The organism is Enterococcus phoeniculicola ATCC BAA-412 (assembly GCF_000407505.1).
In the GTDB taxonomy this organism is placed as follows: Bacteria; Bacillota; Bacilli; order Lactobacillales; family Enterococcaceae; genus Enterococcus_K; species Enterococcus_K phoeniculicola.
This window is the reverse complement of sequence record NZ_ASWE01000002.1, coordinates 274,716-290,176: the sequence shown is the minus strand read 5'-3', so window position 1 is coordinate 290,176 and position 15,461 is coordinate 274,716. Positions and strand designations below refer to the sequence as shown.

At 36.8% G+C, this 15,461-nt stretch carries 12 protein-coding genes; 2 read left to right on the top strand and 10 right to left on the bottom strand.

Annotated features, from left to right (window positions below; all coding sequences use genetic code 11):
* Nucleotides 1–118: 118 nt before the first annotated feature.
* Complete coding sequence (locus I589_RS08155; RefSeq protein ID WP_010768581.1) at nt 119–670, top strand: DUF2179 domain-containing protein; 552 nt, start codon at nt 119–121, stop codon at nt 668–670.
* Nucleotides 671–719: 49 nt separating this feature from the next.
* Here I589_RS08155 and I589_RS08150 read toward each other — a convergent pair whose 3' ends face one another.
* The 7 genes from I589_RS08150 to I589_RS08120 all read right to left on the bottom strand — a co-directional run bounded on the left by I589_RS08150 (nt 720) and on the right by I589_RS08120 (nt 11,078).
* Nucleotides 720–1,586, bottom strand: a complete 867-nt coding sequence (locus I589_RS08150) for a DUF1803 domain-containing protein (RefSeq protein ID WP_010768582.1) — start codon at nt 1,584–1,586, stop codon at nt 720–722.
* Nucleotides 1,587–1,675: 89 nt separating this feature from the next.
* A complete protein-coding gene (locus I589_RS08145; protein ID WP_010768583.1) occupies nt 1,676–2,599 on the bottom strand; it encodes a manganese-dependent inorganic pyrophosphatase in 924 nt (307 codons plus the stop codon).
* Between the two features lie 89 nt (nt 2,600–2,688).
* Nucleotides 2,689–3,453 carry a pyruvate formate-lyase-activating protein gene (gene pflA / locus I589_RS08140; RefSeq protein ID WP_010768584.1) on the bottom strand — a complete coding sequence of 255 codons (765 nt, stop codon included), beginning with the start codon at nt 3,451–3,453 and terminating at the stop codon, nt 2,689–2,691.
* A gap of 60 nt (nt 3,454–3,513) precedes the next feature.
* Complete coding sequence (pflB, locus tag I589_RS08135) at nt 3,514–5,760, bottom strand: formate C-acetyltransferase (protein WP_010768585.1); 2,247 nt, start codon at nt 5,758–5,760, stop codon at nt 3,514–3,516.
* Between the two features lie 264 nt (nt 5,761–6,024).
* Nucleotides 6,025–8,493 carry a DNA topoisomerase IV subunit A gene (gene parC, locus I589_RS08130; RefSeq protein WP_010768586.1) on the bottom strand — a complete coding sequence of 823 codons (2,469 nt, stop codon included), beginning with the start codon at nt 8,491–8,493 and terminating at the stop codon, nt 6,025–6,027.
* A gap of 12 nt (nt 8,494–8,505) precedes the next feature.
* Nucleotides 8,506–10,551, bottom strand: coding sequence for a DNA topoisomerase IV subunit B (gene parE / locus I589_RS08125; protein WP_010768587.1), 2,046 nt, complete (start codon nt 10,549–10,551; stop codon nt 8,506–8,508).
* Nucleotides 10,552–10,658: 107 nt separating this feature from the next.
* Nucleotides 10,659–11,078, bottom strand: a complete 420-nt coding sequence (locus I589_RS08120) for a CoA-binding protein (RefSeq protein WP_010768588.1) — start codon at nt 11,076–11,078, stop codon at nt 10,659–10,661.
* Nucleotides 11,079–11,286: 208 nt separating this feature from the next.
* Between I589_RS08120 and plsY the strand changes: the two genes are divergently transcribed.
* Nucleotides 11,287–11,931, top strand: coding sequence for a glycerol-3-phosphate 1-O-acyltransferase PlsY (plsY, locus tag I589_RS08115; protein ID WP_010768589.1), 645 nt, complete (start codon nt 11,287–11,289; stop codon nt 11,929–11,931).
* 96 nt (nt 11,932–12,027) lie between these two features.
* Here the strand turns inward: plsY and I589_RS08110 are convergent, their stop codons facing one another.
* From I589_RS08110 to I589_RS08100, 3 genes are read right to left on the bottom strand one after another with little or no spacing between them, the layout of a single operon-like run.
* The gene (locus tag I589_RS08110) at nt 12,028–13,509 is read right to left on the bottom strand and encodes a Mur ligase family protein (protein WP_010768590.1); all 1,482 of its coding nucleotides are present in this window, start codon (nt 13,507–13,509) and stop codon (nt 12,028–12,030) included.
* Nucleotide 13,510: 1 nt separating this feature from the next.
* On the bottom strand, nt 13,511–13,762 hold the full coding sequence (locus tag I589_RS08105) for a hypothetical protein (RefSeq protein WP_010768591.1): 252 nt from the start codon (nt 13,760–13,762) through the stop codon (nt 13,511–13,513).
* Nucleotides 13,752–15,443 (bottom strand): glycoside hydrolase family protein, encoded by a 1,692-nt coding sequence (locus tag I589_RS08100; protein ID WP_010768592.1) that lies wholly within the window; start codon nt 15,441–15,443, stop codon nt 13,752–13,754. Before I589_RS08100 ends, I589_RS08105 begins: the two co-directional genes overlap by 11 nt.
* Nucleotides 15,444–15,461 lie beyond the last annotated feature (18 nt).

Here is a 15,461-nt window from a genome sequence, read left to right as displayed (position 1 = left end):
CCATAGCTTATCAAAATAATTTACTCAGTGCAACCTTAAATTTTTTCAATCTTCTTCTCTTATCTTTTCCCCTATAGAATTTTTTTTGCTATGCTTAGTAACAGAGAGGAGAATAAATATGATTGATGTCAAAATGCTTCTGATGATTTTCTTTATAAACTTTGCCTATATCACATTGAATACATTACGTTTTATGTTGACAATGAAGGGCTATCGAGTAATTGCACCGATTGTAAGCATGGCAGAAATAATCATCTATATTCTTGGCCTATCTCTAGTCTTAAATAGATTAGACAACCCGATTAATTTACTTGTTTACGCCCTTGGTTATGCCGTGGGTATTAGTGTTGGGATTCGAATTGAAGATAAGCTTGCACTTGGATATATTATGGTTACTGTTATACTGCCAACCAATACGGAGGAACAAAAAAATTTACCTAAAATTCTACGAGAAAATGGCTATGGTGTAACAGTCACCTATGCACAAGGACTCGAAGGAGAACGACTTGTTCTTGAAATTTTGTCTTCAAGAAAAACAGAACGAACCCTCTATCGCTTAATTAAAGAAATTGAAGAACGTGCGTTTATTATTTCTTATGAGCCAAAATATATTTCTGGCGGTTTTTGGACAAAAAAAGTTCGGAAGCGTCAAAAAAATCAACAATCATAAAAAAATCCACGTACAAAGGAGAGTTCCCCTTGTACGTGGATTTTTAGATTTACTTTTTCAAGTAAACTAGATTTGATATTCCTAAGCTTTTTAAAAGTTTTTTAAAGATGATGTGTGATTTATACGCCTTTTCTTCTATCGTTTCACCTGAAATATTTACAAATGGCGTTTCTAAATTACTACGATTCATCAACACTTCAGACTGAACAACTGGCCAATCCAATTGGAAATACGGCTCTGTTACAACACCCGTATTGATTAAAGACTCTAAAAAGATATTTCTTCTACGTGTGCGTAATCGTCCATTCTCCATTTTTTCTAAAATCATTTCAACTTGATTAAAGAAGTAGATTTCGTTTACGTCCCCTATCATTTCACTTAGTGAGTCAAATGAGCTTGGTAGCATTTGTTGCTGTCTAATCAACGAAAAATAATTAGGAAGCGTAACTGGTGGTTGTTCCCGCAATGCAACACTTACTAACTGGATTGTCTGATTTCCTGCTACTGATTTTGTATAGAATCCCTCTTCATGACTAACGCCGTAGAAGTACGCTTCGTATGGAAATAGCTTATGCCAAATGACCTCTCCTATATAGCCCGCCTGAGTTTCTAATGGGATTTGCTGAACTTCATCGATTAACTGACTGACCGCTTCAGAAATTTCCGATTCATCGACATCTTCAAAAATTGGAAATCCTAAACGATACTGCCTATTTTCTCGAGTCACTAGCTCTAAAGAAATTAATTTATCTAAAAACTTTTCAAAGTCTTTTTCTGAGAATTGCTCATGTAACTGTCTTAAAATAATACGCTCACTGCTATGCTCGTTCAAATAGCTCACAAGATTATCAAATAATGGATGTAGGCTTACTTGCCCATACCTTGTTTTTTCTGACTCCTGATAATAATAATTCATCAATTCTTTCCTTCATTTCTTTTCACTAAAAAAAGTGGAGCCTATTTCTGTAAAACAGTCTCTCCACTTAAAAGTTTTTTTAAATATAGTTACGCAAAGGCTTCTGTTAGTTGTGGAACCACTTGTTTCTTACGAGAAACGACACCTTTTAGTAGGGCGCGATTGTTTACTAGTTTCGTACCAAAAGCTTCTTCCACTTTTTCTTTTGGTTCACCAAAGACTAACAACTCTGAATCACTGTCTAAAATATTAGTTACTACTAAAATAAATAAGTCATACCCCTCTGTCTTGCAGGCTATCTCCATAGCCGTTTCAAGCTCCGTTTGACGACTCATTACTTCATCTAAGTCAACAGTGTTGATTTGTGCAATCCGTACATTCTTATCATTCATAGGGAAGCTTTTTGCATCTAAATCCAACAAGACTTCTGCAGATTTATCACTCAGCTTTGTTCCAGCTTTTAACATATCTAATCCATAACTATCTAAATCAATTTCAGAAAGCTCCGCTAGCTCTTTTGCTGCCTGAATATCTTCTGGCGTACAAGTTGGTGATTTAAATAATAATGTATCTGAAATAATAGCTGAAACCATCATTCCTGCAACTTCTTTAGGAATTGAAACTCCTGCTTCTTTGTACATTTTTAAAACAATCGTACTCGTACACCCAACAGGCTCCGCACGGTAGTAAAGAGGATTAGCCGTTTCAAAGTTTGCGATACGGTGATGATCGACAACGGATAAGATGTTGGTATCGGCAATATCGGAAATACTTTGTTGGAACTCATTATGATCAACAAGCATCACATCTGCTCCAGCTCCTGCAGCTTCAACGACACGTGGTGCAACAACGTTAAAGTAATCAAGTGCGTACTGTGTTTCTTCACTAGGTGTCCCTAATGCAACTGCTTCAGTATCTTTTCCTAATTCGTTTTGTAAATGAGCAAATGCAATCGCAGCTCCAATCGCATCTGTATCAGGATTTTGGTGACCGAAAACTAAAATTTTTGACATATTCTTTTGCTCCTTTTAATGGATTCATCTTTAATAATAAGCAAAAAACAGGAAAAGAGCAACTATCTTTCTACTCTTTCCTGTCTTTTTTATCGTGTTAAATGTTTTGTATACTCACTCGTATGAAGTAATTCCTTTGCATTTTGTACGCGATCTTCTGTTGGAGGATTAATTCCTTCTAAAGGATATTTCAAGCCCATTTCATCCCACTTGTACTTACCCATTGTATGGTAAGGCAATACTTCTACTTTATCAACGTTGTTCAACGTCTTAATAAATGCATCTAAGCGAATGAGATACTCATCATAGTCGCTTCGTTGAGGAACTAATACGTGGCGAATCCACACCGGCTTATCGATTTCAGACAGATATTTAGCCATCTCAAGAATATTTTCATTTCCTAATGAAGTTAACTCTTTATGTTTTTCATCGTCAATATGTTTGATGTCAAACAATAAAAGATCGGTATAGTTCATCAATTCGTTAAATTCACTAAAAAATGGTTCTTCTCTTGTAAAAGGTTTTCCACATGTATCGATCGTTGTATGGATTCCTAACGCTTTTGCTTTTTTAAACAAATCCGTCAAAAAGTCCAACTGAAGTAGAGGTTCACCACCACTTACAGTGATTCCGCCTTTTTCGCCCCAATAAGAACGGTATTTCAAGGCTTCTTCCAGTACTTCATCCGTCGTTACTTCACGACCTCCAGAGCCAATCTTCCAAGTGTCTGGATTATGACAAAACTGGCATCGCATACGACAGCCTTGAGCAAAGACAATAAAACGCACGCCTGGTCCATCTACGGTACCGAAATTTTCTGTAGAATGAATTCTACCTTTTATAGGAGTTGACATAGTATATCCCTCTTCTTTCGAATAAAAAGGGTGACACAAGTGCCACCCTTTTATAATTAATTACATTCTGTCGTGTGACGTTCTAGAAATAACATCTGCTTGTTGTTCAGGAGTTAAATCACGGAATTTCACTGCGTATCCAGATACACGAATGGTTAAGTTCGGATATTTTTCTGGATGAGCTTGCGCATCTAATAGTAATTCATTTGTAAATACGTTGACATTCAAGTGGTAGCCACCTTTATCAAAGTATCCATCCATTACATTACGTAAGTTGTTGATTCTTGTTTCATCATCTTTACCCAAGCCATTTGGATTAATTGTTTGAGTGTTAGAGATTCCATCTAATGCATGAGTGTAATCTAAACGTGCAGTTGAATTCAATGAAGCCAACAGACCATTTTTCTCACCTAAGAATTTACCATCTTGGTAACTTGGGTTAGCCCCTGGAGCTAATGGTTTACCTGCACGACGTCCGTCAGGAGTATTTCCTGTTGCTTTACCATAAACTACATTTGATGTAATTGTCAATAATGAAGTTGTAGGACGAGCATTACGGTAAGTGTGTTGACGTTTAATTTGTGTCATGAAGTAATCAAGAATCCAGTTTGCCATAGCATCTGCTTCTTCATTATCATTTCCGTAAGTTGGGAATTCATTTGCAGGAACATAATCCACTGCTAATCCATCTTCATCACGGATTACTTTCACGTTACCATGTTTGATAGCCATTACACTGTCAGTTGCATGAGAGATACCTGCAATACCAGTTGCAAATGTACGTTTTAAGTCGCTATCCATAAATGCTAATTGTGGTGCTTCATAAGCGTATTTATCATGCATGAAGTGAATAACATTCAATGTATTTACATACAATTCAGCTAACCAATCCATGATATCTTTAAATCTGTCAATGAATTCATCAAATTCTAACGTTTCGCCAGTCATTGGACGGAATTTAGGTCCAACTTGCATTTTAGATTTTTCATCTACGCCACCATTAATTGCATAAAGAACTGCTTTTGCTAAGTTTGCACGAGCACCAAAGAATTGCATATCTTTACCCATTACTGTTGCAGACACACAACATGCGATTGCACAGTCATCTGATCCCCAGTTAGCGCGTAATAAGTCATCGTTTTCAAATTGAATAGATGAGCTTTGTTTTGCAATTTTAGAAGCAAATGTTCTAAATCCTTCTGGTAAATGAGAAGAATATAAAACAGTTAAGTTTGGTTCTGGTGAAGGTCCCATGTTTGTTAATGTGTGTAGGATACGGAAATCATTTTTCGTTACTAATGAACGTCCGTCTAAGCCCATACCAGCGATTGATAAAGTTGCCCAAATTGGATAACCAGAGAATAGTTGGTTATATTCTGGTGTACGAGCAAATTTAACCATACGAAGTTTCATAATTAAGTGGTCAATCATTTCTTGTGCTTCAAATTCAGTAATTGCACCCGCTTCTAAATCACGTTGGATATAGATATCTAGGAATGCAGAGATACGTCCGATAGACATTGCTGCACCGTTTTGAGATTTGATTGCACCAAGGTAACCAAAGTATAACCATTGAATTGCTTCTTGTGCATTTGCAGCAGGTTTAGAAATATCACAGCCATATGTTGCAGCCATTTCTTTTAAGTCAACCATTGCACGAATTTGTTCTGAAATTTCTTCACGTAGACGAATAACATCGTCAGTCATTACTTTATTTCCTGTGTTGCTTAGATCTTTTTTCTTTTCAGCAATCAGACGATCAATTCCGTATAATGCAATACGACGGTAATCACCGATGATACGTCCACGTCCATAAGCATCTGGCAAACCAGTGATGATTTTATTTTTACGTGCAGCTCTCATTTCAGGAGTGTAAGCATCAAAAACACCTTGGTTATGTGTTTTTCTCCACTCAGTGAAAATTTTTGTCATTTCATTGTTTACTTCGTAGCCATTTGATGACAACGCATTGTTTGCCATGTTGATTCCGCCAAAAGGCATGAATGCTTGTTTCAATGGTACATCTGTTTGTAAACCAACAATTGTTTCTTCTTCTTTAATTAAGTATCCAGGTTCATGTGAAGTGATCGTTGCAGGAATATCGTTATCCATGTCATACACACCATTTTGTTGGTGTTGCACTTCAAATAATTCTTGTAGTTTTGTCCATAATTTGTCTGTACTTGGTGCGATTGGTTCTAAAAAGCTATCGTCACCTTTGTACTCTGTGTAGTTTCTTTGAATGAAATCTCTAGTGTCTACTGATGTTTTCCATTTGTCGCCTTTAAAGCCTTTCCATTGTTCCATTTCATGGGCCTCCTTAAAAATTCTGTTAATTATAACAGCTTTACGTGATTAGTATAACACATTCTACATCAATTGCAACGATTTCATTGATGTTTTTTTAACATAATACAATAAAAAAACAAAAAAGTTGTAAAATACGCTGATATAAAAGCATTCTATCTTTGTGAAAATTTTATTCAATTATTTGTGAAGTAATTATTTATTCTTTTTTTAAGACAAATAAAACGGCTTCTGTATTAGTACAGAAGCCGTTTTTATCAAAAACTATATAACAGTTGGACTATCAGTATCGATAGATGCCTCTTTTAATTCATGAACTTCCATGATTTCCCCACCTTGCTTTTCATCTAATGCAAATGAACCATTAGACATACGATCGCTTATCGGGGACTGACTAGGAATTATTTCTATTTGCTGCCCTTTCTGATTTACAAGCAGCAATGGATGATTATTCCCATCTCCCATATACGATACCCGGTGCGGATTTTTTTTCAACTCTCTTAATACCATCAATCCACGTTTGGCTCTGCCAAGCTGTGGTAATTCTTGTGCTAGCATTCGTTTCACTGCACCACGTTGGGTCACAATGACAATTGGTGTATCCCCTTCTGGATAAACTAACAGACCATTTACAACAAAGTCGCCTTCTTTTAGATTCATTGACTTCACTCCTGCAGCTTTTGCACCAACTACAGGGACTTCTGTAAGTGGATAACGTAACCCAAATCCTCTATGACTAACTAAAAATACATCAAAATCTTCCTGTTGGTCAGTTAAAAATACAGTGGTTAACTCGTCGGCAGCATCTTTGAACTTCATACAAGATGCTGGGCGACTCTTATAGGTACGCCATGGTTCGAAATCACTCATTCTCGTTTGCTTAATGAGTCCTTGCTTACTGATACATACAAAGGTTTTTAACGGATTAATTTCTTTGTAAGGGAATACCGCAATAATCGACTCATCAATTGAAAGATTTAAGATAGTTTGCGAAATATGCTCACCAATTTCCTTCCATTTTAAATCTGGCAGCTCATGAATCGGACGGTAGATAACATTCGCTTTATTAGTCACCAGTAACAAATGATCTAATGTATTCGCCTGTCCTGTATAAAGAACGAAATCTCCATCCTTCATTCCAAGCTCTTCTGGTTTTGAAGCCGCATAGGAACGTAAGCTACTGCGCTTGATGTAGCCTTCATGTGTCACTGTAACAACCACGTCTTCTTGAGTAACCAACACTTCTGTTTCGATTTTAATTTCTTGAATCTCATCTTCAATTTTGGTCATTCGATCGTTTCCGTATTGTTTTTTCACTTCACGCAGTTCTTTTTTCATGACCATAAACAGTTCCTTGTCATCGCCAAGAATCTTTTGAAGCTCAAATATTTCTGCTGCTAACTCCTCTGATTCTTTTTGCAATTGCGTAATATCTGTATTCGTCAATCGGTAGAGCTGCAGGTTCACGATTGCTTCTGCCTGCTCTTCTGTAAATTTAAATTCAGCAACCAAATTCATTTTGGCATCTTTTTTATCTTTACTTCCCCGAATCGTTGCAATAACCTCATCTAATATAGACAAAGCCTTCATCAAACCGTCGACAATGTGCTGACGTTTCTGCGCTTTTTCTAATTCAAACAAGCTTCGTTTTGTAATAACAGATTTCCGATGATTCACATAGCTTTGCAGGATATGTTTCAAGCCTACTTGTTGAGGCGTCATATTATCGATAGCAACCATATTAAAGTTATAGTTTATTTGAAGCTCTGTATTCTTAAAGAGATAGTTCAAAATTCCTTCTGCATTTGCATCCTTTTTGAGCTCTACAACAATCTGTAATCCTGTTCTATCGCTCTCATCACGAACTTCTGCAATTCCATCAATCTTTTTGTTCAAACGAATTTCATCCATTTTCTTCACTAAGTTCGCTTTGTTTACTTCATAAGGAATTTCTGAGATGACAATTTGTTGTTTATTCCCTTTTAGTGCTTCAATTCGAGTTTGTGAGCGAAGAATAACTTTTCCTCTACCTGTTTCATAGGCTTTTCGTATTTCCTCTTTTCCTTGCAGAATTCCTCCTGTTGGAAAATCAGGACCAGGAATAAACTCCATCAATTTTTCTAATTTCGCAGTTGGATGATCAATTAGGTAGATTGTTCCATCAATAATTTCCGTTAGATTATGCGTCGGAATTTCAGTAGCATATCCCGCAGAAATCCCTGTAGAACCATTCACCAGTAAGTTAGGATATTTTGCTGGCAAAACAGTCGGCTCTTTTTCTGTATCATCAAAGTTCCAAACTAAGTCAACAGTATCCTTTTCAATATCTTTTAAAAGCTCTCCGCTAAGCTCTGATAGTCGAGCTTCCGTGTAACGCATTGCAGCTGGTGGATCACCATCCATACTTCCGTTATTTCCATGCATTTCAATCAGAACTTCACGCAATTTCCAATCTTGACTCATACGTACCATAGCTTCATAGATACTGCTATCTCCGTGCGGGTGATAGTTCCCCATAATATTCCCAACAGACTTTGCTGATTTACGGAATCCTTTATCATAGGTATTTCCATCTTTATTCATTGCATATAAAATACGTCGTTGAACAGGTTTCAACCCATCTCTAATATCTGGTAATGCACGTTCTTGAATAATATATTTTGAATACCGACCAAAACGGTCACCCATGACTTCTTCTAATGTTAATTCTTGTACATCTTGTCTTTTTTCCATTTGGGCAACCTCCTATTCTTCACCAAATAACGATATTTCTTCTATATCTTGCGTTTCATCAGCCGTTTCTTTTGCAACTGTCTCATTCACTGAATGGCTGGTGTCCTCTTTTTTATCCAGGATACTGCCGTCTTCTTCTAATGTAAACTGAACATGTTTTTCAATCCATTTACGACGAGGTTCTACTTTATCGCCCATTAATGTTGTTACTCTACGCTCTGCTTGTGCTGCATCATCAATTCTTACTCGAATTAACGTACGGGTTTCAGGATCCATCGTCGTTTCCCACAGCTGATCGGCGTTCATTTCGCCAAGTCCTTTATATCGTTGAAGCATATAGCCTTTTCCGATTTTTTTAGTGATTTCATCTAGCTCTTCGTCTGTCCACGCATACTCAATTACTTGTTTTTTTCCTACGCCTTTTGAAACCTTATATAATGGAGGTAAGGCAATATAAACCTTCCCAGCTTCAATTAAAGGCTTCATATAACGATAAAAGAATGTTAACAGCAATACCTGAATATGAGCACCATCTGTATCCGCATCGGTCATGATAATCACTTTGTCATAGTTGCAGTCTTCAATAGAAAACTCGGGTCCAACACCCGCACCGATGGTATAAATCATAGTATTAATTTCTTCATTCTTTAAAATATCCTGCATCTTTGCTTTTTCTGTATTAATTACTTTTCCACGTAAAGGCAAGATAGCTTGGAACTTACGATCTCTTCCTTGTTTTGCGGAGCCGCCAGCGGAATCCCCTTCCACTAAATAGATTTCATTTCGCTTAGGATTTCTAGATTGTGCTGGAGTGAGCTTCCCTGAAAGAAGGGATTCTCCTTTTTTGCGTTTTTTACCAGAACGGCTTTCTTCCCGGGCTTTTCGAGCCGCTTCACGAGCTTCACGTGCCTTAATCGCTTTACGGATAAGCATTTGGCTCATTTCACTATTTTCAAGCAGATAAAAACCCATTTGCTCTCCAAGGACATTATCTACCACAGAACGAGCAATCGGTGTACCTAATTTTTCTTTTGTTTGCCCTTCAAATTGTAAAAGATGTTCTGGTACACGAATAGAAAGTACGCCTGCTAGACCTTCTCTAAAATCGCTTCCTTCAAGGTTCTTGTCTTTTTCCTTTAACAAGCCGACTTTTCTAGCATATTCATTATAGGATTTTGTCATAGATGTTTTCATTCCCACTTCATGGGTTCCACCATCTTTTGTCCGAACATTATTAACAAAGGATAAAACATTTTCTGAATAGCCATCGTTGTATTGAAAAGCAACCTCTACTTCAATTCCTTCTTTTTCTCCTGAAAAATAAATGACCGGTGTCAACGTATCTTTTTCTTCATTCAGATAGTCAACAAACTCTTTAATTCCCTCTTCAAAGTGGAAGGTCTCCGTAATGGTTTCTTCTCCTCGTTCATCCGTTAAATTAATTTTAACCCCTTTTAATAAGAAAGCAGATTCTCTTAAACGCTCTGCTAGGGTTTCATAGGAGAACTTGATGGTTGAAAAAATCGTATCATCGGGTAAAAATTGAACAGTTGTCCCTGTTGGTTTACGTGTTTTACCAATTTTTTTCAAAGTACCATCTGGTTTTCCACCATTTTTAAATTTTTGTTGGTACTCAACTCCGTCACGGACTATCGTCACAGTTAACCATTTTGAGAGTGCATTTACAACACTTGCCCCCACACCATGCAGCCCGCCTGATGTTTTATATCCGCCTTGACCAAATTTTCCACCAGCATGCAAGACAGTAAAAATTACCTCTACTGTTGGAATTCCTGAAGCATGCATCCCAACAGGCATCCCCCGGCCAGTATCTTTAATGCTGATGCTATTATCTTTATGGATAGCTACGCTAATCTCATTTCCATAACCGGATAAGGCTTCATCTACTGCGTTATCGACAATTTCATAAACAAGGTGGTGTAGCCCGCGACTATCAGTTGAACCAATATACATTCCTGGTCGTTTTCTTACTGCTTCTAATCCTTCAAGTACTTGGATTGAGGCATCATTATATTCATTGTTGATTTTTTTTGCCAAAGCAAACTCTCCTTCTAAACAGCATACACGGTCTTCACCGTATCGTTAATATAATACTCTAAATAGTTCTCAAAAAAAAGAGGGCTCTTGAAAAACCCTCTGGAACCTTACAAATTTCTTAACTCAATTTTTACACACCGGTCCATAACAACCTCGTTTTTGCCAGCAGATTTGAGAATGTCTGCGGCTTCCTGACTAAATAATCCTAGCTGTGCCCAAAAGACCTTCGCATCTGTTTTTATGAATTCTTCTGCCACTTCCGGCAAAAATTCACTTCGTCTGAAAATATCAACAATATCTATCGTCTCTTTAATATCTGTCAGTTTTTCAACAACTGGCTCTCCAAGAATTTCCTGACCCGCCAATACAGGATTTACAGGAAAAATTTTATATCCTTTATTTTGTAATAGCTGAGCAATCTCATAACTCACACGATCAGGTTTATTACTCAAGCCGACAACTGCAATCGTTTTTGCTTCTTTTAAATAACCATTAATAACTTCTTGTGCTGGATTTTGAAATACCATTTTTCATGCGCTCCTTTGGTCACTAAATTTAAAATACATATAAATATCCTTACGAATCCCTTTCATGTTACACTAAATTTGTGGTTTTGCCTATTTTTTCGGCATATTCATTAAAAATAAGCTCTTCATTCCCTTTGAATTTGTGATTGTTCCACGAAACCATTCATGATAAAATTAGCCATACGTTAAACGAGAAAGAGGTCTTACAATGAAAACCGTTATCTTACTCCTTCTTGCCTACTTATTAGGTTCCATTCCCTCTGGGGTCTGGATTGGGAAGTTATTCTTTAAAAAGGATATCCGCCTATTTGGTAGTGGAAACAGCGGAACAACAAATACCTTCCGTGTGCTTGGAAAACAAGCTGGAATTGTTGTTTTAGCTATGGACATCTTAAAAGGAACCTTAGCAACTAGTCTGCCTACTTTGTTTCACGATACGACCATTAATCCTCTCTGGTTTGGTGTATGTGCTATTTTAGGCCATACTTTTCCGATCTTTGCGGGATTTAAAGGAGGAAAAGCAGTTGCCACGAGTGCAGGAATGTTGCTTGGCTATAGTCCGCTGTTTTTTATCTACTCCTCAGCAATTTTTGTACTCTTTTTATTTTTAACGAGCATGGTTAGTCTTACAAGCATGATTAGTGCAGTATTGATTACTCTTTCGACAATGATTGTTCCTCTGGTTTTTCCTGCAATTTTGCCAGAACAAAATTGGCTGCTTACAATCATCGCAGTATGCGTGTCAGCTTTTATTTTTTATCGACATAGAGAAAATATCCAGCGCATTGCAAAAGGAACCGAAAGTCGAGTCCCCTTTGGACTAAATAGTAGTAAAAAAGAAAAAAGAGGCTAAATAGATAGAATCTCTTCTATTTCGACCTTTATTAAGAGTTTAAGAGCGCAGGATATAACTGTTTTTAGTTATGTCCTGCGCTCGCTCTATGAATGACTATCTCCCTACACTCTTTTTCAGCTGCTCACCCAATTTATAAAAATCACTGCCTGTTACTGAGCCTTTTAGCAAAATAAGGCTATCCTCATTCATCTTATCTGTAATTGCTTTTTGCAGCTCCTCCAACGTTTCAAACCATTGAATAGAGGACTTTGCTTCATGTGTCTGAAAGATTGGTTGGAACAATTTCCCATAGCCAAAAATAAAATCCGCTGTACTTTCTTCTATTATAATACGAAACTTTTCATGTTGACTGGGACCAGTATCGCCCAAGTCTGCAATTTGCCCTAAAACTAAAATCGCATTTCCTTTATAAAAAGGCTGAAGCTGATGAAAATAGTCAATTGCATTCTTCATCGCTGGAACCGAAGCGTTGTGGCTGTCATCAATCAAAGTAATAGTTTTTCCATCCATCAAATTTAATTCTTTTTTTTCAAGTATTTTAGGCAAAGAATGAAAGTCTTCAAATTTTTCTAAAACTGATTTTATTTCCCCTTTAATCACCCAGACGGTTAACAAGGCAGCTAAGCTGTTCGCAATCATTCCTTCAGAGGCTGTTTGCATTTTATAGCTGACACGTTGATTGAAAAATTGAACGTCAATTTCCGTATATTCTCGATGACTCTCCATCCTTCTCACATAAACATCACATTGCTGGTTCGTTAACGAATACGTATAAATTATTTCCGTGTGCTTTTTCGCAGCTTCAAGTAAAATGGAAAATTCTTTTTCACCCATGTCTCGGTTGATTAATGCAACACCTGTTTGATCCAGTCCTTCAAAAATTTTTGACTTGTACAAAGCAACAGTTTCCGTATTTTTCAGTGAACTCAAATGTGCTTCACCAATAGATGTAACAATTGCAATGGTTGGCTTGACCAAATTTGACATGGAACCTGTATCATAGCTGTTTAATGCATTTAAAGAAATTTCTAAATTAACAAGGTCTGGCGCACTTAATAGCTTACTTCCGTATAATGGAATAGCAAAACGGACATTATGATTCCCTCGATTTTCAAGCACTTTTTTTTCACGAAATAAATGAGAAATTAACAACCTTGTTGAGGTTTTCCCCGCTGAACCCGTAATAGCAACAACTGGTCCTGTGAATTGATTGCGTAGATAAGCAGTTAGTTGTAATAAAAATACCCAGCTATCCTTTACAATGAATTGAGGTGTTGTTATCTTTTCATCCTCTATAGGATGTTCGGTGACAATTAATCCCAGTCTGTTTTCTATTCCTTTTATTTGCTTATTTCCGTCTATCCATGATACTGGCCTGCGATTAACATATGCACGTTTTTCTGGCGTGATACAGACAAAAATGGTTTCTGAATAGTCTGATAGACTGCGTAAATGCTGGGAAAAATATTCAACATTTGTTAAACGAGTCTGATCTGTTGGTTTCTCACGAAAATAATAGCCATCAAATAACTCTTCAAAAGAACTGGCAATTGCTGCATGGTGTACTTCATTCATTTTACCAGCGCCCCCTCTTTGGCCGATGATTATTTACAAATCGAACCGCATCTGTGGGGATTTTTTCTGGGGAGTCATCCGTATCTACTTCCCAAGGATACAACCCCTCTTCATTTTTTGAATAATTGGATAAGTTCTCATCTTCCTGTTTTTCGTATTTCTTTCTGTGCGTTTTTCGTAACACGATATAGGAAATTCCTATACAAATGAAAAAGAAAAAACGTATCCAGCTTCCCGTACTTCTAAGAAACATCTCTCATCATCTCCTTAGATTGGTTAACTAATTGATAATGAATGAGCCCTGATAAAAAATGCTCTGCATCATCAATACGCATCCTGAAACGATCATGTCGCGTGTAAAATCCATTTAGAATCGTTTGGGGTTCTTTAAAAAAGGCTGCAAACTCAGGAAACATTACACCTGTCTGAACCTCATGTCGCGCTCGTTTGGTCATAACAGATTCAATTCTTTCTTTTGTTTCTTGAAAACTCTGTAGAGAATCAAACAGCTCCATTTGTTTCCCTAATTTCTCAATACTTTGCATCATTTCAACTGCAGCATCTAGTAGTTCTAACATCGTGGGATAAGCAGTATCTCTTTGCTCTATAAAGGATAAATTATTTAATACATTAGCTAAACCAAATGTAAAATAGCGTGCATCCTGATCGTATTTTACCATCTCATTTGTCGCGTAACTGAGCCAATGGTCATGATACTTTTCATAGCGGTTCAAAACAAAATAATCCATCAAACGCTTGGCTAGCTGCAGATAGTCATCAATCTTTGTTACCTGATACGCACGCAGTAAACTGAAGACCAGCTCTCCATCATAATAAATAATCCGGAATTTTTCTTTCCTATCCAGCTGTTTATCTAATACATGAATAGGTGAACCATCTTCTGAAAAAAACTTATTCTGGACGGTTCTCACTAGCTGATTCATAAGAGGTAAAAACGCTCTATCCTTAGTGATTTCAGTATATTTTGAAAGAGCCAGAATAGCAGTTGCTTGTGCCCCTAGCTTACACTCTATTGAATCACCAGCGCCATCCTGGATAACGAAGAAATCTCCAATCCATTTTCCCAGATTATTCAATCCCCATCTTAAGCCAAGTTTCACTTTTTCCTGCCCTTTTTTGTCCCCAATATAATCCATTGATTCGCTTAGAGCATACAGACTAGAAAAATGTCTGACAGAATTATAACCTGTAATCAATTGTTGATAACAAGGAAAATAACCATAGTAAAACTTTCCGGTTTCCTTCAGTTGATTTTCCAAATAACTTTTCCCTTGAACAATCACTTCATCAATCGTTTTTCCCCACTGGTCTTCATCGATTTTACGTAGTTCATTGCCATTTCCCAATTCATTTAAATCCATTAAAGAATTCTCATAGAAAAAAAATCCAACCGTCTTAAATTGATAAAAATCTGCTTGTTCAAAGTAACGAATAGACGGCTCGATGACTTTGTATTTCCTATTCACATATCCACGGACATTTTGATCATTCCAAGAAAGATTTGGAAGATTGTATCCTACTCTATGTTTGTTATCAGGCTTTAATAGTGCGTTTCCCATCAGCTCTTCTTTTAAAAATAGTCGTCTCTTTCTTCCCTCTACTCGTATGCCAAACTCGTAATAATTATTTCTTTTTATCGCTTGTAGTCGTTCATTCATTTCGATGTACGAGAATTTTTCTTCATCAGTAAGAATATCTATTCGAAAAAAAAGAGGAAACGTCTTCAATTTATCTAAAAATCTAGTTAATTTTTTAACTGCTTCTGCTTGATTTTTACAATAATATTCTGTTACAGATACTCGTTGTTGAAGATTCCCAACGCTAATAACAAAAATGATTTGCGTATGTTCAATGGTTAAGTCAATGAATTTCTCTTTTAATTGTGAGATGAGCTCATGCGCTGTTCGTTCCATTCTTAGTCCCTCATTTCA

Excerpts from the sequence above, each read along its gene's own strand:
- plsY (WP_010768589.1), top strand. The coding sequence starts at position 11,287 with ATGAAAACCGTTATCTTACTCCTTCTTGCCTACTTATTAGGTTCCATT.
- I589_RS08150 (WP_010768582.1), bottom strand. The coding sequence starts at position 1,586 with ATGAATTATTATTATCAGGAGTCAGAAAAAACAAGGTATGGGCAAGTA.
- parC (WP_010768586.1), bottom strand. The coding sequence starts at position 8,493 with ATGGAAAAAAGACAAGATGTACAAGAATTAACATTAGAAGAAGTCATG.
- I589_RS08155 (WP_010768581.1), top strand. The coding sequence starts at position 119 with ATGATTGATGTCAAAATGCTTCTGATGATTTTCTTTATAAACTTTGCC.
- I589_RS08145 (WP_010768583.1), bottom strand. The coding sequence starts at position 2,599 with ATGTCAAAAATTTTAGTTTTCGGTCACCAAAATCCTGATACAGATGCG.
- I589_RS08110 (WP_010768590.1), bottom strand. The coding sequence starts at position 13,509 with ATGAATGAAGTACACCATGCAGCAATTGCCAGTTCTTTTGAAGAGTTA.
- I589_RS08105 (WP_010768591.1), bottom strand. The coding sequence starts at position 13,762 with ATGTTTCTTAGAAGTACGGGAAGCTGGATACGTTTTTTCTTTTTCATT.
- I589_RS08120 (WP_010768588.1), bottom strand. The coding sequence starts at position 11,078 with ATGGTATTTCAAAATCCAGCACAAGAAGTTATTAATGGTTATTTAAAA.
- pflB (WP_010768585.1), bottom strand. The coding sequence starts at position 5,760 with ATGGAACAATGGAAAGGCTTTAAAGGCGACAAATGGAAAACATCAGTA.
- I589_RS08100 (WP_010768592.1), bottom strand. The coding sequence starts at position 15,443 with ATGGAACGAACAGCGCATGAGCTCATCTCACAATTAAAAGAGAAATTC.
- pflA (WP_010768584.1), bottom strand. The coding sequence starts at position 3,453 with ATGTCAACTCCTATAAAAGGTAGAATTCATTCTACAGAAAATTTCGGT.